The 16,835-nt window shown below is 58.3% G+C and carries 18 protein-coding genes and 2 pseudogenes; 8 read left to right on the top strand and 12 right to left on the bottom strand.

Annotation, left to right across the window (positions count from 1 at the left end):
* Positions 1-145: 145 nt before the first annotated feature.
* Complete coding sequence (locus AB4Z51_RS21470; protein ID WP_085398129.1) at positions 146-391, bottom strand: hypothetical protein; 246 nt, start codon at positions 389-391, stop codon at positions 146-148.
* Positions 388-825 (bottom strand): hypothetical protein, encoded by a 438-nt coding sequence (locus AB4Z51_RS21465; RefSeq protein WP_135216013.1) that lies wholly within the window; start codon positions 823-825, stop codon positions 388-390. Before AB4Z51_RS21465 ends, AB4Z51_RS21470 begins: the two co-directional genes overlap by 4 nt.
* 352 nt (positions 826-1,177) lie before the next feature.
* Between AB4Z51_RS21465 and AB4Z51_RS21460 the strand changes: the two genes are divergently transcribed.
* Positions 1,178-1,444, top strand: coding sequence for a hypothetical protein (locus AB4Z51_RS21460; RefSeq protein ID WP_135216012.1), 267 nt, complete (start codon positions 1,178-1,180; stop codon positions 1,442-1,444).
* A 1,770-nt stretch (positions 1,445-3,214) separates the two neighbouring features.
* Here AB4Z51_RS21460 and AB4Z51_RS21455 read toward each other — a convergent pair.
* Both AB4Z51_RS21455 and AB4Z51_RS21450 read right to left on the bottom strand, forming a co-directional pair.
* On the bottom strand, positions 3,215-3,457 hold the full coding sequence (locus tag AB4Z51_RS21455) for a hypothetical protein (RefSeq protein WP_135216011.1): 243 nt from the start codon (positions 3,455-3,457) through the stop codon (positions 3,215-3,217).
* Positions 3,458-3,826: 369 nt separating this feature from the next.
* Positions 3,827-4,054 (bottom strand): hypothetical protein, encoded by a 228-nt coding sequence (locus tag AB4Z51_RS21450; protein WP_038937520.1) that lies wholly within the window; start codon positions 4,052-4,054, stop codon positions 3,827-3,829.
* Positions 4,055-4,171: 117 nt separating this feature from the next.
* Between AB4Z51_RS21450 and AB4Z51_RS21445 the strand changes: the two genes are divergently transcribed.
* The 5 genes and pseudogenes from AB4Z51_RS21445 (at position 4,172) to AB4Z51_RS21425 (ending at position 6,472) form a co-directional block, all read left to right on the top strand.
* Positions 4,172-4,519 (top strand): hypothetical protein, encoded by a 348-nt coding sequence (locus tag AB4Z51_RS21445; protein ID WP_085398180.1) that lies wholly within the window; start codon positions 4,172-4,174, stop codon positions 4,517-4,519.
* 2 nt (positions 4,520-4,521) lie between these two features.
* Positions 4,522-5,054 (top strand): annotated as a pseudogene (locus AB4Z51_RS21440) (ATP-dependent DNA ligase); the annotation flags it as partial.
* Between the two features lie 84 nt (positions 5,055-5,138).
* Positions 5,139-5,483: a hypothetical protein gene (locus tag AB4Z51_RS21435; RefSeq protein WP_441497910.1), complete on the top strand. Its 345-nt coding sequence runs from the start codon at positions 5,139-5,141 to the stop codon at positions 5,481-5,483.
* A gap of 136 nt (positions 5,484-5,619) precedes the next feature.
* Entirely contained in the window at positions 5,620-6,078 is a 459-nt protein-coding gene (hspD, locus tag AB4Z51_RS21430; RefSeq protein ID WP_085398159.1) for a small heat shock protein HspD, read from the top strand.
* A 70-nt stretch (positions 6,079-6,148) separates the two neighbouring features.
* Positions 6,149-6,472, top strand: coding sequence for a hypothetical protein (locus tag AB4Z51_RS21425; RefSeq protein WP_135216010.1), 324 nt, complete (start codon positions 6,149-6,151; stop codon positions 6,470-6,472).
* 386 nt (positions 6,473-6,858) lie between these two features.
* Here AB4Z51_RS21425 and AB4Z51_RS21420 read toward each other — a convergent pair.
* The 3 genes and pseudogenes from AB4Z51_RS21420 to AB4Z51_RS21410 form a co-directional block, all read right to left on the bottom strand.
* Positions 6,859-7,007: pseudogene (locus AB4Z51_RS21420) on the bottom strand (cell envelope biogenesis protein TolA); the annotation flags it as partial.
* Between the two features lie 318 nt (positions 7,008-7,325).
* Entirely contained in the window at positions 7,326-9,698 is a 2,373-nt protein-coding gene (locus AB4Z51_RS21415; RefSeq protein ID WP_441497909.1) for a PAS domain S-box protein, read from the bottom strand.
* Between the two features lie 736 nt (positions 9,699-10,434).
* On the bottom strand, positions 10,435-10,935 hold the full coding sequence (locus AB4Z51_RS21410) for a YciE/YciF ferroxidase family protein (protein ID WP_014494395.1): 501 nt from the start codon (positions 10,933-10,935) through the stop codon (positions 10,435-10,437).
* 862 nt (positions 10,936-11,797) lie between these two features.
* Between AB4Z51_RS21410 and AB4Z51_RS21405 the strand changes: the two genes are divergently transcribed.
* On the top strand, positions 11,798-12,334 hold the full coding sequence (locus AB4Z51_RS21405) for a DUF4142 domain-containing protein (RefSeq protein WP_135216008.1): 537 nt from the start codon (positions 11,798-11,800) through the stop codon (positions 12,332-12,334).
* Between the two features lie 55 nt (positions 12,335-12,389).
* Here AB4Z51_RS21405 and AB4Z51_RS21400 read toward each other — a convergent pair whose 3' ends face one another.
* From AB4Z51_RS21400 to AB4Z51_RS21380, 5 genes are all read right to left on the bottom strand, one after another.
* Positions 12,390-12,557 carry a hypothetical protein gene (locus AB4Z51_RS21400; RefSeq protein WP_167768213.1) on the bottom strand — a complete coding sequence of 56 codons (168 nt, stop codon included), beginning with the start codon at positions 12,555-12,557 and terminating at the stop codon, positions 12,390-12,392.
* Between the two features lie 114 nt (positions 12,558-12,671).
* A complete protein-coding gene (gene ligD / locus AB4Z51_RS21395) occupies positions 12,672-13,619 on the bottom strand; it encodes a non-homologous end-joining DNA ligase (protein ID WP_441497908.1) in 948 nt (315 codons plus the stop codon).
* Positions 13,619-14,206, bottom strand: a complete 588-nt coding sequence (locus AB4Z51_RS21390; protein ID WP_441497907.1) for an alpha-ketoglutarate-dependent dioxygenase AlkB — start codon at positions 14,204-14,206, stop codon at positions 13,619-13,621. Before AB4Z51_RS21390 ends, ligD begins: the two co-directional genes overlap by 1 nt.
* Positions 14,193-14,435 carry a hypothetical protein gene (locus AB4Z51_RS21385; RefSeq protein WP_085399400.1) on the bottom strand — a complete coding sequence of 81 codons (243 nt, stop codon included), beginning with the start codon at positions 14,433-14,435 and terminating at the stop codon, positions 14,193-14,195. The genes AB4Z51_RS21390 and AB4Z51_RS21385 overlap by 14 nt, the downstream gene beginning before the upstream one ends.
* A gap of 1,035 nt (positions 14,436-15,470) precedes the next feature.
* Complete coding sequence (locus tag AB4Z51_RS21380; protein WP_441497906.1) at positions 15,471-15,944, bottom strand: Phasin protein; 474 nt, start codon at positions 15,942-15,944, stop codon at positions 15,471-15,473.
* 608 nt (positions 15,945-16,552) lie between these two features.
* On the opposite strand from AB4Z51_RS21380, the gene AB4Z51_RS21375 reads away from it, so the two are divergent.
* Positions 16,553-16,744, top strand: coding sequence for a CsbD family protein (locus AB4Z51_RS21375; protein ID WP_038937369.1), 192 nt, complete (start codon positions 16,553-16,555; stop codon positions 16,742-16,744).
* The last annotated feature ends 91 nt before the right edge of the window (positions 16,745-16,835 follow it).

Below are 16,835 nucleotides of genomic sequence, written 5' to 3'. Positions count from 1 at the left end.
CAAGAACGGCATCAGCCAGCGTTCAAGTTCGTCTTCCCATCCCGGCATGGTCAGCCCTCCAAGAGCCGACCACCCATGAATCATTGAAAAATTGATTCGGGAATCCTATAAAACGCGACAAAATCAAAAATCTGCCAAAGTAGTGCTAGACATCGCCATCATCCAGCGCTTCTAATCCCCGCTCCTCCAGCCACCGCTTCGAGTTGAGCCGCAGCTCCATCGGCAGCGACCGCACAGCGGTGATGCACTTGTGCATCGTGTTCTCGGCCGCAGCTCGTCGTGAAAAACGACGCCCTTGCGGTTGCTCATTGCTTGAAGCGCTCGACAGCAGGATAGCGTTGCACACCTGATTGTAGCGCGCGACGTCATCGGTGCCTGACGCATCGATCATTTTCTTTCGAACACGTCGTGAATTTCGTCCCAATCCGTTTTCATCTGTTGGGCGACTTCATCAATCAAAGCGAAGGCCTGCTCGCGTGTGGTTGCGATCTTGTCGATGTTCTCGGTGATATGCGATCTACACACCCCGATGATCGCGCAACGCTCACTCCCATCGTCGGCACCCCAGCCAACATGGTTGAGCAGCTCGTTAACCGCGTCGAGAGCGGTGACTTTGAGGGCGGTGTAATCGGACATGAACCTTGGCTGGCACAAGTTTGATCGCTCCCTTTGAGAAGTTCCTGCGCCCTGACGAACGCAGCTTCCTTCGAAAGGTTGCCATCCATTGCGCGCCAGCTTGCGTACTCTGCGCAATCTCGGCCACAACGCCGCCGAACAGTACCATGCCAGTTGTAAAATGATCTGGGCCAGAATTTCAATGATCACCGCTTGGTCCCCAATGGGGTGAGATCTCCAGCGCCCGGCACAGACCTACACCGTCAGCCATGTAGATCAACTGGTGCAAGCTCGATTGTATGGATCGCAGCCCGACAAATGCTCATGTCGTTCGCCAATGGCGAACACGTCATCGCCATCGACGAATACCGCGGACGTCTCTGCCATGTCTCCACGAACATTTACGACCATACTGGCGCCTCTGGTGGTTCGCTCACGCTGAGTTCTTCGCATTTTGAGCCGGAGCGGACATTCGCTTTCCATCGGTCGTTCGCCCGCATTGCAATACGGAACTGAAGGGTGGCCCAGCCTGTTTGTTTGAGTAAGCCAAGCGGAGGTTGACATGAGGATCATTCTGATAACGACGATTTGCTGGGCTTTTTCGTGCGGATTTGCGACAGCGCAAGCCGATCCGAAGAAAGACTTGAACGCGCCAACTGGACAATCGGCACCAGAAGAAAAAGGTCAATTGCAGCCACAAGGTTGGACCGGACCGCTGGATACGAAATCGGGTGGCGCGCCGCCGGAAAGCCCGCAAGGTCAAAGCCCACCAGGAATGCAGGCAGCGCCGGACGGATCAACCAAAGTGGTGACCGAACCACGTAAGTAAGTCTCACTTGGTTTGTCGTCGAGAAGTTCCGCCGAGGATGAGCTGACCCGTAACGTCTGTCTGTGTCGGGCTGCTGGCCGCGCTTGCCGTCACGACCATATCGAGTTTGCGAGGCCGCTAATCTTTTTGTCCCGCCGGCTATTGAGCCGGCGGGCTCTCCATGCGCTGGCGCCACTTATTGGCAGATAATTCCTTTCGCTTCGAGCTAGTGACGACCTGCCAACCTTCGTTGGGTGGCTGACGCTCTTGCTGTACTGGGGGAACGGGCTTTTGAAATCTGGCCGCCCACCGCTGCGCCAACCGTCTTTCAAATTCCAGAGGGACTATACTCACGTCCGACACTCCAGGTTCACGGTCTTGCCGGTTGGAGCGTCAACGCTTGTCGTGTCTCAAAGGTCCGAATGCGCCGATCGGGAGGCGTAGAGATTTGGTTCAGCCCGCGGGCCCTGTACTGGCCTGTTTGAAAAATGCAGTGCCCTAAATCGTTTAGGGAACCGGTTGGTCATGGTAGTGGTTCGGCATTGGATGAACGGGAACGTGCCGACCAACGATGACAGACGCAGGCAAAGAAGCTCCACCGCAAGACCGAGGCCCATACCCTTCGTGCCCCATTGCCATGGGGAGTTGGCTCTTGCTTTTTCGACATTCGATCCCCGCGTGAACCAAAACGTTGGGGTGTTCGAATGTCAGAGGTGCTACAGGCAGGTTTGGGAAAACGAGATAGCGTGAGGCCGCCTCGGTAGGAGACGGCTATACATTCTCGGCGTTAGCTCTTCGGCAAGGGCTCCTTATGTTCGACTTCGATCTATTTTCCAAACGCGAATGGGCGACGATGATTGTCGCTTTCGTCGCTGTAACCGCTCTCGCCCTCTACTGTTTTTTCAAATTTCTCGACTACCTGGCGCCGCACCTCTAAGGCCGCCTCAGTTGGTGGCCTCTTATTGATCCCTCTTCAGCTTGCGCCGAGCCCAGCCCGTGCCTACCAGCTCCGTTGACCATGGTCTCTCGGGGGCGGGCCTGTACGTAGGAACAAGTGGCAAATGAGCGGTTTGTTGTTGTGCTCTGGATGTTGGGTCCCCCTGCCAGCCCGAGCAACCCAACGGCCCCAGCCGCCCGGCAGCAGCTGGGGCCGCGGCTTTTTTGTTGGTGAATGCAAAAAGGCCGCCCCAGGGCGGCCTTAGTTTTGAAGCGTCGATCTAAACTCTCTGCTGAAATATGCCCGCCGCCAAACTTGTAGCTGCGAGCCGCCCGGGTACGCAATAAATCCGAAATCAAGACCAGCCCGGCTTTCCGAGGCTATCAAGGCGCTGCGCGGCCGCTAATAACATATGTAAGCGGAACCGGGAAAAATCGGCATTTTTTGATTCCAGCAATGTGCTCAAACGAACAGAAACGCTGTGAGGGCAGAGTAATCTGAAAATCGCTTGGTCTTGCCAAGGGCCAAGCATCCCCAAGCGGCCCCGGTCCCACACCTCAAAAGCCCCCATGGCCGGGGCCGTCTTTAAGGTGGCTACCGATAGCTCACGCCGCCGATAGACCCTTTTGCGTTCCAATTGAAATCCGGCCGGACGTCGGCGCCGCGCCGGCCGCACGACCGAGAAAAGAACCGCGGCTCGAGGTCGGACAGCCGCAGATCGTCCGGCCAGCAATCGGCGTGCAGGGCTACGCTATGGCTGCATCGGTTAGCGCGATAGACAGGACGCTGCGCATGCCCATCTCGCGCATCTAGCCAGCGTAATCTTCACCGGGCGGCCCTGGGATTCACCTACCTTACCCCACATCCGAACCGGCTTTTCCTGCATGCCAACCCTTCTCTGTCGGCTGATAACGCTCTCCACGTTTCACCAGCCAGCCGCCTTCAACCATCTTCTCTGCCAAAGCCTTCGAACATGCCGGCTGGCTGCTGCCGGGGTAATACAGGCCGTCCCTGCGCTCGACCAAAAAGCCGTAGACGCGCACCAGGCGAAGCGCTTTCAGCATGCCGGGAATGAGAACTACGGTCGTGCTCGTCATTGCTTTCCAAACGACGGCCCCACCGAACGTTCCCGAAGCCATTCGGCAAAAGCTGCGTCAATATCATCCTAGCGTCGTGGAACGAGCGCGAGCCACTGCAGGTCGTGGGTTTGGAAAAGCTAAGGCGCGTCGATTACTCAGAGAGAGCGACCAGTGGCGCCGCCTATGTCGGAAGGCATACAGACCGGATTGCCGACTCTTCCTAGACCTCAGTAAACCTCGGCGACCCCCATTACCGCCGAGGTCCAACGGTCCCGGCATGTAGGGGTGCCGGGACCGTTTTTTAGCGGACGCTCATCATGGCAAGGCCGCCTCACCTGGCGGCCTTAGCACAAAACCGAGCCCGCGCGGTAACGCCAACCGTCAACCCTAGCGGGCGCGCTTGGCGGTTTTCTTAGCTTTCTTCTCGACCCGCACGCCTTTGAATTTTTTCGCGGCTTTCTTCGCTGTTTTCGGCTTCTTCACAGCCATGAACTCGCCGGACGTCCTGTCGCGTTTGGTATAGCCGCTCGCGCCGCCGATTGTCGTTTTGGTCTGCGAGCGTTTCTTCACCGCGCCCTTGCGCGCGTTGTCGCCAGTCGGTTTATTGACGGCCATGTTTCCTCCGCTGGTTGCCTCTCGTTATAAAAGGCGCGGCTAAGCGAGCGGTTCCAACCCGAGGAACGAACCGGCGCGTATCAAATTGAGTCCCGGTTCTGTTGCGTGGAGTTGCGTATGCGTCAGTCCCGATGGCTTCTGTCGATCGCCCCGAACAGCGACGAGACTGTCTACCTGGTCGCAGACAACTCCGGCCGCAATGGCAGCGCATGGTGCGAAGCAGACTTGGAGATGGCGGCGGAAACCGTCATCCAGGATCTGCTTGCCGGAAAATATCGCCAGCCGATCCGGGTAGTCGCCTTCAACACGGCCGTACGCTGGTCGGAAGATGTTTCCGAGGACATTGCCGGCGAGATCCAGCGTCGTTGCAATCTTCAACTGAGCGACGTGCCTTCGTACCTGCAGGAGTTTGTGGATCGCTACTCACCACAAGACCTGCAGCAATTCAGTCTTCGCCTGGTGTAGCGATGGCCTTCCAGGGAAAAAAGCCGGAAGCGCTGGGCGTCAAGGCGCCCTTCCCCGGCTTCATCGAGCCGGCCCTGGCGGCCTCGATCGACCGCGTGCCGTCCGGCGAGCGATGGATCCATGAAATCAAGTTCGATGGCTACCGGGTGCAGGTCCACCTCGCCAACGAAGCGGTGAAGGTTTTCACGCGGCGCGGTCACGACTGGACCAATCGCTTCCGGAAGGTCGCCAACGACGCTTGGCACCTCAAGGCCAGTGCCGCAATCATCGACGGTGAATCGTGGTGCCCGCCGCCGACGGCACGACGGATTTCTCGGTTCTACAGAACGAGCTCAAGGGCGCCTCGACGAAGATCGTGCTCGTCGCCTTCGACCTGCTTTATCTCAACGGCAGGGACCTCCGGAAAGTCCCCCTGCTCCAGCGCAAGGCTGCGCTGAAGAAGATTATCACCGGCAGCGACGTGCAGTTCAGCGAGAGCTTCGAGATCGACGGCCGCGAGATGTTCACGCATGCCTGCAAGGTTGGGCTCGAAGGCGTCGTCTCGAAGGTCCGGGACAGCGTCTATGGCAGCGGCCGGGGCAACAATTGGGTCAAGAAAACCTGCGCCCAACGCGAGACCCTGACGATTGCCGGCTTCGCGCTTGACGAGGGCAAATGGGACGGCATTTATCTCGCGCGGCGCAAGGGCGACCACCTGATCTATGCCGGCAAGGTCGACCACGGCTTCGACAAGACATCGGCGGCCGAGCTGAGGCGGCGCCTCGAGCCGCTGGTCCGGAAGACACAGCCCTATGCCAGGATGATTGCGCACAAAGGCATCTGGGTCGAACCGAAGCTGCTTGCTGAGATCGAGTATCGCGCCAAGTCCGCCGAGGGAAAGGTGCGGCATCCGTTCTTCAAGGGACTGCGGGAGACCTGTAACGGCGCGGCAATCGGTGACAAAATTTTTTCAGCCCCCTCTTGAAACCAAAATTGGCTTTGCTAATTTTTTTGTCGCCATCTGACGATGGCGTCCGGGCGCCTGACGGGCCCGGCCAGAGACGGGCACCGGTTGTGTCCGGTGCCGCTCGTAGACATCTTGCTCTTAGGAGGATTTGGCTATGCGCACCTACGATTTTGCCCCCCTCTGGCGCTCGACCATTGGTTTCGACCGCCTTTTCGACCTCGCAGAAGTGGCTCAGCGGGCCAGCGAGGACAACTATCCGCCCTACAACATCGAACGTCTGGCCGACGACCGCTATCAGATCTCGCTCGCGGTGGCGGGTTTCTCGCCCGACGACATCGTCATCACCGCCGAGCAGAACGTGGTGACGGTCGAAGGCAGCAAATCCGACAAGACTGAGCGTGATTTCCTCTATCGCGGTATCTCGACCCGCGGTTTCAAGCGGCAGTTCAACCTCGCAGAATATGTCCAGGTGAAAGGCGCCGCGTTCGACAACGGCTTGCTGACCATCGAACTCGTTCGCGAGATCCCGGAAGCCATGAAGCCGCGGCGTATCGCCATTGCCGGCGCAACGTCTTCCGGCAACGTCCACCAGATCGAGGCCAAGGCGGCCTAATCCATCGCCCGAGAATGCCGCGCGTCGTCCGACGCGCGGCATCCGCTTCGTCCAAAGAATGGAGGATACCATGCGGCTGACGACCGCTTCCGACGACAATGTCATCGATTTCAACACGCTGCTGCATCCCTGCACCGTGTTCGAGCACCCGGGGGATGTACTGGCAGACCCTTCGCTTTCGATCTGCGAGAAACGCGCCATTCTCGCATCCTGGGCGTCTGACGCATCGGCGATCGCTTCTTGCCCATCGTTGCGGGCACCGGTTGGACTTAAAGCGCCGGTCACCATCGACGAGATACTCGAAGCGCTGTGCGAACTCGACGGTGGTCCACGCAATCCCCCCGGAGGGAAGCCCTACCGTCTCTGTTCGACATCCAGACTTCTGGCCGCCTGAGGATCGCGATGGATAACATTGCCTTGCCCAGAGACGTCCTGAACCGCATCGAGCGTCGTTGGATGACCAAGTTCTCGCAGGCTCCTTTCTGCCAACAGTCCTCACCGCTTGGCGATGATCCACTCCGATCGCCGCGAGTTCGGCGACTGCTGGAGGGATCCTTGAGGCCTCCTACAGGAGCCAAAAGGACGGAAACCCGCCGAGCCTGACGCGCGCGAGATAACAGAAACAGACTTCGACCTCCGAAGCTTGCGCGTTTCGGAGGTCTTTCGTTGTCCTCCTTGCGGTACCTCGTCGGCTTGTAAGCCTAATCTCGCGCGCGTCGCAGCGCAGCCGTCAGCTTCTCCCTTTCCTTCTCCCACCGGTTGTGCTCAGCCTGAACACTCGACGTCTGGGTCGTCGGTCTCCTTGGCGAAGCCTTGATGGAAGAGATTGCTGCCGGCCCCACGCTTCCAGCGCTGCTTTCATAGGGGGCAGCGATAGCTAGATCGTACTATCCCAGAGATGTTTGGCACGTCTTCAGTTTACGCGGAATGTCGGGAGCTCACCCGCGCGACGGTGAAGCTTCGGCATACGGACGTACTGCGCAGCAGTGGTCTGTCCGCGCGGCGCTTCGGGCAAGACATTAACGAGCTCGTTGATCATCCGACCGAGCCTCGATTGCGCTGCGAGTTGCCAATCTACGAAAGCCCGCCCGGATCAATTAACCTCAACGGAATGCCTGCCTGTCGCCCCAATCGAGCGCAAATACAGAATGCGCTAACCAATGTTCCGAAGTCTTCGGGAAATCTCCATTGAGCTTCGTAATTTCGGCAGCTTGGACGCTGCCGCTGCAAGCGCTGTCGACACCTGTTTAGGGTCGCGCTTTTGCCTGCAGCGCATTTTCGAGGCTGCGGCGCAGAGTTTCCGGCGCGTAGGGCTTCACGACCAGCACCGCGTCCAAGAGCTCGGCTTCGGATTGGATCCCGCTGTCACCTGTCGCCACAACAATGCACAAGTCGGGTCGCAGCGAGCGGGCGTCCTTTGCGAGTTGCAGGCCGGACACTCCGGGGAGGCCGACATCGGTCACGAGGATATCCACGGCAGCCTGATTGAGGGCTTTCAACCCCTCTTCGGCGGAGCTGGCCTCCATCACCTTGCAGCCCAGATCGTTCAACATCTCCGTTGCTGTCAGGCGGATCAGTTCGTCGTCTTCGACGAGCAACACGGTCGCACCCTTGACGGCGTCTTCGCTTGTGGGCTGACGCGATTCCGTAGCGGCGAGACGCCGTTGAGCATGGTTGGCAAGCACATGCCTGATCTTCCGCGCAAGCGCTTCCCGCGTATAGGGCTTGGCCAAAAGCTCCACTCCCGGGTCGAGCCGTCCTCCGTGCACGATGGCGTTCTGCGTGTAGCCTGATGTGAAAAGGACTGCAACGTTGGGCAGCCGTTCCTTGGCTTTCCGCGCCAACTCCGGGCTGCGCAGGGTGCCGGGCATCATCACGTCGGTGAAGATCAGGTCGATTGGTATGCCGCTGTCGACGATGGCTAGCGCGGCCACCGCATCTCTCGCCTTCACCACGCGGTAGCCAAGATCGGAGAGCATCGACACCGCGACCTCGCGCACTTCATCGTCATCCTCGACCACCAGTACGGTTTCCTCGCCGCCTTTGATGTCACCGGAGGTGGCACTAACTAGCGTATCCTCGATGGCCATTTCTCGCGGGAAGTATAGCTTCACCGTCGTTCCGGCGCCGATCTCGCTGTAAATTTTGACGTGTCCGCCGGATTGCTTAAGAAAACCGTAGACCATGGCAAGGCCAAGGCCAGTGCCCTTGCCCTCCGCCTTGGTCGTGAAGAAGGGCTCATAGACCCGCTCCAGGATATCTGACGGAATGCCGATGCCCGTGTCAGTTACCGCGATCATCACATATTGCCCCGCAATCAGATCATCGTAGTGGCGGACATACTCGTCGTCCAAGAAGGCATTGCTGGCCTCGATGGTCAGCCGGCCCTCGCCGTTCATCGCATCGCGGGCGTTGATCGCGAGGTTGAGAATGGCATTCTCGAGTTGATCGGGGTCGATGAGGCTATTCCACAGCCCACCGCCGACGACCGTCTCGACCTCGATCTCCTCGCCGATGGCGCGACGCAGCAGTTCATCCATGCCTTTGATCAGGCGACCGACGTTCACCACCCTCGGCTCCAGCGGCTGGCGCCTCGCGAAGGCGAGTAACTGGGTAGCAAGTTTCGATCCCCGCGCGACGCCGGCAAGAGCGCTCTGGACTCTCATCTCCGCTCGGGCATTACCCGCGATGTCCTTGCTGAGCAGTTGCAGGTTTCCGCTAATCACCTGCAATAGATTGTTGAAGTCGTGGGCAACGCCGCCAGTAAGTTGGCCGATCGCTTCCAGCTTCTGGGACCGGATCAACGTTGCTTGCGCCGCCTGGAGCGCGGCTTCCGCCTCACGCCGTTCTGTAATGTCCCGGGTCACTTTGGCGAATCCTACGAGCTTCCCGTCGTCGTCTCGAATCGCGTCGATCACGACATGCGCCCAAAAGCGAGTGCCGTCCTTTCGTACCCTTTGACCTTCATGCTCCCAGCGTCCTTCGCGGGATGCGGTCTGCAGGCCTGTTCGCGGGAGGCCCGCGGCGCGATCCTCTTCCGTATAGAAATTGGAGAAGTGGCGACCGATGATCTCTTCGGGTCCGTACCCCTTGATGCGCTGGGCCCCAGCGTTCCAACTCGCCACATTGCCTTCCACGTCCAGCATGTAGATGGCGTAGTCCGTAACACTTTGGACCATTAGCCGGAACTGCTGCTCGCTCTCGCGTAATTTGGCCTCGGCCGCCCTTCGCTCGGTCAGATCCCGGGTGATCTTGGCGAAACCTACAAGTTCGCCCTTAGGCGAACGGATCGCGTCAATGACGACATGGGCCCAGAACTGCGTGCCGTCCTTGCGCACACGCCAACCCTCTCGCTCGAAGCGTCCAGTTCGCTCCGCCTCCTCCAGCGCCAACGCAGGCACTTTCTGCTCCCGCTCGGTATCCGTATAGAATGTCGAGAAGTGGTGCCCTATGATCTCCTCAGCCTCATAGCCCTTAAAGCGCTTCGCTCCCGGGTTCCAGCTGGTGACATGCCCGTCGCGATCCAGCATATAGATCGCGTAGTCGGTGATCGCCTCAACAAGAAGCCGATAACGCCCCTCGCTGGATTGCGCAGCTTCGAAGCGGTCTGAGTTTTTCATTCGGGTCCTATCCAGCCCGCCGATTGCTGGAGGGTTGAGGTAAAACAATACTAAAACGTTTGAGTTCCTAGCCTTCGGTCATGCAGCTGACCTCTGGCATTTGTCCAGGGTCACACGGCGTGTAAGGCGTGGACTCATTAGCTCGCAACCAAAGGCGGATTGGTGCGAGTTTAACGAACGCCGGATAGTTGGCTGCGAATTTGAGCATATCGGTGCGCGACATTGGCCGGCTCAGGCATCACCTTCTCGACCAGCGACAACAGCGACACAAACACCACCGGGCAAAGACGTGTGGCAATGATGATAGAGGTCGCCAACTGAGGCGGCCTTACTCTCTGTCCTCGGTCCAAGTGCGTTCGCCGCATTGGCATTCGAACACGCGGACAGTGAGCCGGCGTAGAGACTCCATCATGTTATGGACGAGCTTGGGTCGAGCACCGCACTTGCAGCGTCGATCCTTCCGCGTCTTGGACCCTGAGACTTTGTCACTACTGAAGTAGATGACTCACCTGCCAAAGGTGATCACTAAGTGCAAAAGTGGACATTTGTTCCCATGCCTATCTTGGCAACGACACTGTCTGTGGCCAAGGGAGCGGCGTCATCGCTCATCATTGAGTTGGAGTTGTGTATGAGTCTGTCGCCCAATGCGCCAATGGCTGGTTTCGCGTTGCTTGCATGGACCACACGGAAAAAAAACGCCCCGTATTGCGGGGCAGTTTCTAATTCATCGTAAGTGTTAGGCTGCTTCAGCCTCCTGATTGATCGCTGTCTTTGCGATTTCAGTCAGAGCCTCGTCGGTCGCCTCTTCCTCTTCGAGGGTTTCCTCAAGGAGTGAGACGGCATCGTCGAGGCCAAGCTCTTCGGCCCAAGCAATCATCGTGCCGTAGCGAGAAATCTCATAGTGCTCGACGGCCTGAGCGGCGGCAAGGAGGCCGGCGTCGAGAGCGGGCGAGCCCTTATATTCTTCCATGATCTCGGCGCCCTCTTCTGTGATACCGACGATCGCGGCACAGGTTTTACCCTGCGGTTTCTTCTCGATCACCGCGAACACCTTCTCCAGTCGCTCGATCTGGCCCTCCGTCTCGGTGCGGTGTTTTTCGAATGCTGCTTTCAGTTCTTCGTTCTGAGCTGCCTTTGCCATCTTCGGCAGGGTGGCCAGGATTTTCTTCTCAGCGAAGTAGATATCCTTGAGAGTATCGTGGAACAGGTCGTCGAGAGTCTTCGGCTCTTTCGCCATTTGCGGTTCTCCAATGTTTTGAGGTAATCGCATCACCGCTGTGAAGCTCGGCGGCTAACGGGGCTGCCTTTGAGTCGTTCCAATTCCGGTCGCCCGGCTTCCGCCATTTGCCTCAACCGCTTCTCTACATCTTCGGTCTAGGGTCGCGCCAAAAGCCGCCGCATAGTCAGACCTCCTGCCACATAAACCATTTTTCATTCATCGTCCCCCACCTCGGGGCGAGGCGACCGCGATAAACGCAATCTCCTTCGCACTTTAACGTTGGCTTTCCAACATATTGAAGTTCGCTTGCAACTGGCCTTGAGACCAAGCGTTCCACGTCTGCAGGTGCCAGCCGCATGAGGGTGACATGAGCAAAGAACCCGCATTAACTCCCGATGATTTTCCGATCGAAGCAGACAAGCAAAAGCTACGCAAAAAGGCGAGCCCATAGCGACCGCCGACACGGACGAACTTGCGGATCAGCTCGCTGAGAGATTGAACGAGCAGGCTCACCGGGAAGAGCAGGATCGCTGGTCGGCGTGACAGGCACTGGTAGCGCGCATGCGCGCGGACGCTTCGCATGGCAGCCGGGCGGTGCTCGGAAGTGTTCGGGCCCCATGATGATCGCCCGCACGTCTCGGTCCAAAAGTGCACACAGCGCATACCCCTGTTTGAACGTTGGGCCGAACCACGTTTAGGAACGGCAGAGCTTGCCTTGGCATTGCCAGTGTATGCCGGAACGTCCGGCATGCTCATTGCCCGGGCAAGCGGCCCCGGTCTCCCTCCTCTCGGGCCGGGGTCGTGCTCGTCCCTTTGTGCCCAGGAACTTTGATCCTGAACGAAGGTTGATCGCGCGATTATCCTCCAGAGGACGACTTTCATGAAAAAAGCAGCCCTTGCATTTGCCGTGCTCGCAGTCTTTGCCTCACCCTCCTTTGCGCAGTCGGTCGGCGAGAAGACCGGCGTGAATTCCACGCTTGGAATTGCGCCGAAGACCGAAGACTTCATCAAGGAAGCCGCCATGAGCGACATGACGGAGATCGAAGCGGCCAAGATCGCGCAGCAGAAGGGCAATGCGGACGAGAAACAGTTTGCGGAAATGATGGTGAAAGACCACACCAAGACGAGCAGCGAACTCAAATCGATGGTCCCCGACACCCTGAAAGCCGCGATCCCGGCTTCGCTCGATGACGCGTCGCAGAAGAAGATCACAAAGCTGCGCGAGGCCAAACCCGAGGATTTTGCGTCGGAATACGACGCCATGCAGGTGAGCGCTCATAAGGATGCGGTCTCGCTGTTCGAGCGTTACTCGAATGGCGGCGACGATGCCAAGCTGAAGGACTGGGCTGGTAAAACCCTGGCGGCACTGAAGCACCATCTCGAAATGGCGCAGACGCTCGACAAGAACCGTAAATAGGTCAGGCAATCACGACACAAACGGAAAGCCCGGCCGAAGCCGGGCTTTTGTTACTTTACGGCTTCTGGCCGCCCTTTTCGCCGCCTTGCTTGTTTTGGCCCGGGTCCTGGTTTTGCTGGCCCGGCTTCTGATTCGGGTTCTGACCTTGCTGGCCGCCCTGATTGCCCTGCTGGTTCTGCTGTCCAGGGGTCTGCTGCTTGTTGGGATTCTGCTCGTCTGCCATGTGAACGTCCTTTCACTTCGTGGATGATGACAATCATGCGCGAAGGTGCTCGTTCCTATTCATGGGATTAACGAGACAAGGATGCTCACCGCTCAGCCGGGCTGACATGCCGCGTCATCCTCGCGGCTTCTCGCGCTCCATGACGACGTCTTTTGCCTGCTTGTCTTTTCTCAGGCCGAGATAAACGGGGTGCCGCATCTCGCCGGAGCTCGTCCACTCGGTAAATTTTACCTCGGCAACGAGTTGCGGCTTCACCCAGGTGGTGACCGCTTCGTCCTTCACCTTTTTGCCGAAAGGAGATTTGGCGGCTTTGAGCTTGATGAGCCTTTTGTGCAGCTCTCCGAGTGTTTCGTGGCTGAAGCCGGTCCCGACATGGCCGATATAACGCCAGCCATCTCCTTCCCGCAGCGCAAGTGTAAGTGCGCCGAAAAACGGTCTCGTCCTCCGCGGTGCCGTAAATCCCACGATCACCACTTCCTGGCGTTTCGAGGTTTTGATCTTCAGCCAGTCGTCGGTTCGCGCGCCTGACAGGTACTTGCTGTCGGCGCGTTTTGCCATGATGCCTTCAAGACCCTTGCGCTCGGCCTCCTCGAAAAAGTTCACGCCCGAAGTCTTTCGGTCGCGACTGAACCCGATGAGCCTGTGCTTCGGCAGGATACCCTTAAGGCGCTTCTTCCGCTCCGTGAGCGGCAGGCCACGAAGGTCTTCGCCATCCTGAAACATCAGGTCGAAGGCAAAGTACTGCAGCTTTGCTTCATGGCGCAGCGCATTCTGCAGGAGCTGAAAATGCGATACGCCGTCTTTGCCGATCGCTACGAGTTCTCCGTCGATGACGGCATCGCCTTTGACACCTTCGAGGGCCTGGGCGACTTCGATATAGCTATGGCTGATGATCTTGCCGTTGCGGCTGTAGAGAGTGACCTTGCCACCGTCGATCTTTGCGACCATCCGGAAGCCGTCATACTTGTCCTCGAATATCCAGCCCTTATCGTCGAACGGCGCGTCGGTCAGTGTCGCGAGCATGGGCTGGAGCCGCTTCGGCAATGTGGATACGCGCGCCACTAGGATTCACCTTCTTCGAGCACGTTACGAAACGTGACCGAGTAGCGCAGGCTTTCGACACCGGGAATGCTGTGCTGCCATTCGGTGCGCGACGGACCGCGGAGAAGGTAGACGGAGCGCGGCTCGGCAACGAGGGTGTTCCTCTCGAACGACTTAGCCGTTCGCCTGCGGAGCCTGAAGATACAGGAAGACAGCAGCGAAATGCCGGCAACATCGCCAAAGACGGAGCGATCTTTATGCCAGCCGATGCCGGCGCCGGGCGCGTACTCGGTCACGAGAACCTGTTGGAGGCTGCCGGGCACAATGCCGGCGAATGCCTCGGCACGGGCTCGGATCGGGGTCAGGAATTCAGGCATGTCCTCAGTTCTGGTGAGACCACCGCCATTGAAATCGTAGCGCCAGCCAAAAGAAACGGTACGGCGCTTGCCGGTGAACCCGCGGAATTCAAATTCCCTGAATGGAAGCGTCTCAATATCAGCCAGAAGCGCACGCTCTTCATTAGCAGAGAGAAACTCCGGCTGATACTTCATACCTTCCGGAAGGAAGACACCTCCGAAGAGATCGAAGGTTGCGTTACTTGCGGGCACTCGATTTTTTCCGCGCCTTGGAGTTGACGGGCTTGCGGTCGCCCCGGTCACCCTGCCCCGCTTTCACTTTTTTCTTCGCCGTCTTGCGGCGATCCTGAGAAAGCGACCGGCTCACATCATCGCTTTCCTTGATACGGCCTTTCGCATCGCGGCGAACATATCGCTTGTCGCCGCGAGGCGCGATCAGCTCACGCTTCGCCGCCGCCCGCCATTTTGTAATTCGCTTCATGTGGTCTCCCCGCTTTTGGTCTGGTGGTATCCCAACTTTCCGCAAAGGCGCACGGTTCCGTTTCGGGCGCGTCCTCCTGCTGCGCGGGCGACCGGGCTCTAGCGCGTTCCTTAGCAGTCCCGCGCCCGGGTCTTCGTCCCCGGCCACGCGGTGACGATCCCTCGCGCGTAAAGGGGCTGCCGCCCCTTCAGCCGTCAAGGGCAAAGCCCGCGCGAGCGCGGTGCGTCGCCGTACCCTTGACCGCCTTTCTCCGCTCATTGCCCCCAAGGCTAACCCATCGCCAGAAACTTTGGTTCCTATCCCACAAAATTTGCCGGACGTCGGGTCGTGCCAGGCCGCGTCTGAGAAGATGTGGACAGAGTTCGAAGACTTTGCAGCGGAGACCGCAGTCATTAGTCTTTTCCTTCGTCATCCTCAGATCTTCGTCAACTTCCACGACCCCGCTTCGCCGCAGAAAGTGCTAGTGATGCCGGAGCGGCAAGAGCCGCGCAGTCGCAACGGCTGAAAAAATCGGCATTGATTTCTCCCTTAGATTGATCGGCCGGGCGGCCTAGGGGGTCATATTCTGAATTGCAGATGCGCGTGAAAGTGGGGGCGGCCGGTTGCTAGTGGCGTAGGTCGGAAGGATCTGACCCACCCCTCCCCGAGCTTCTGCTTACGACCTCAGCGGGATATTGCGTCTGCGCATCGCCGCTTGGTCGCCGCTTGAACAAGGAAAAGTTGCCGTCGGTCCCTGCCTTTGCATACGGATATCGACTGACACTAGCGAGCATGATTGATGGTCTGGTCGAATCTTTGGCGGTATGGAAGGCTGCAAGAAAGCTAGCTATTCAGGCTGGAAACGTGCGGACTCTAACCGAGCGCGACGCCAACAACGCGTGCAGAGCACGCGGATCGTCGGCTAGCGAGCGAATGATCAGTGGGTTACGGGTACTGCACTCGGTTCATGCGCGTAAAAGCTAAGGAGTGAGCCACGCAATCCAGTAAGTCCTCGGCCTAAGAAGAACGGGGCATTAGATCTTTGGTCTTAGAAGGTCATCGCTTGGTACCTAATTTGACCAGCTCTGCCGAATGCTTCCGGAACATTGCGATCCGCTTGCTAGTGAACTCTGCAACTAGGCCGGGAAGGTCAAGGGGCGACCTAATTGTTGCCAGCCTTTGGGCGTATTCGATCGCAAGTTGCATGTTGGCTTGTGCCATTTCCAGTAGCATCGCTTGATAAGCCCGCATGTTTGCGCTGGCCGACGACAAAAAATCAATCTCTTTCCTTGAATCGTTCTCTGTCTCCTGGAAGGCGGTCTCAACAAAAGGCGGCGGCGGATTTTCAACGAGGGTGTCTTCTTGGGACACCTGAGGACGCTTTGCAGGAGGTTGGTTCGCGTCTGCGGCAATGGAAGGCGAAGCACTCGCTTTCGGGCTTCTGACAATAGCCTGAGCAGACCGTTGGGCCTTCGCGACTGTTTTCGGGCCGCGGGTATGCTTTGACGTCGCTGGTTTACGCTTGCTCATTTGGCACGCCAAGGATGGTTGGTCGCCCCCTCGGCGAGACGTCAACATGCTGTGCAGTGCAACGTTCCGAAGGCCACCTCGATAGAGCAAGCCCACCGCCCCAATGTGAATGTCACGTCTGACGAAGATTCGTCCCGCAAAATGACTCGCCCGCTTGCCGGTATGTTTGCGTGACCGGCACTGGCAGGGGCACGACGTCCAAAACTCTCAGCCGCCGTTGAGCCGCTCTGCACCAACAGGCTGGGCTGGGTGTACGGTTTCGTCAAAGAGTGGGTATGTCAAACCTACGGGGAACCCAGCCCGCCATCGAGGAATAGGAATTCGCAGCCTTCGGCTTAGGACTCGAACATGCTCAATTTGCCATGGTTGAGAGCGTCCGGCGCTGCAAGTGGCCCTTCGAACCTGCTCTTCTACAGGCTTTGCAGTTCCGACCGAGTTGTGGCCTCATCGAGATCACCTGAGTCAAGACCGCCCGCACGAACAGCGACTTCTTACGACTCCGCAGTTTCTTCAGCTGAGGCACCTAGCTGAACCACACCTATAGTTCCATAGGAACGGCCACACGAGCGAGCCGTTGTCATGCCTAATGTCACAGGGAAGGATACGGTATGGATCGCGAACACGTGAAAGGTGCCGCTGATAAAGCAAAGGGTGCCATCAAAGAAGGCGCCGGTAAGCTCACTGGTGATAAGAGCATGGAAGCCGAAGGCAAGATGGATAAAGCCAAGGGCTCAGCACACAATGCCGCAGGCGACGTAAAAGATGCCGCGCGCGATGCGGCGGATGCCCTAAAGAAGTAAGCAGTTGGACAACTAAGAGCTGGCCGCCCGGCTTCGGGCGGCTTTTTTCTATCTGAGATTCGGTCACATGGTTAGAAACGCCAGTGCTGGC

The sequence above is a fragment of the Bradyrhizobium sp. 2TAF36 genome (assembly GCF_052114925.1).
Taxonomy (GTDB): Bacteria; Pseudomonadota; Alphaproteobacteria; order Rhizobiales; family Xanthobacteraceae; genus Bradyrhizobium; species Bradyrhizobium barranii.
This window is presented reverse-complemented; position numbering and strand designations above follow the sequence as displayed.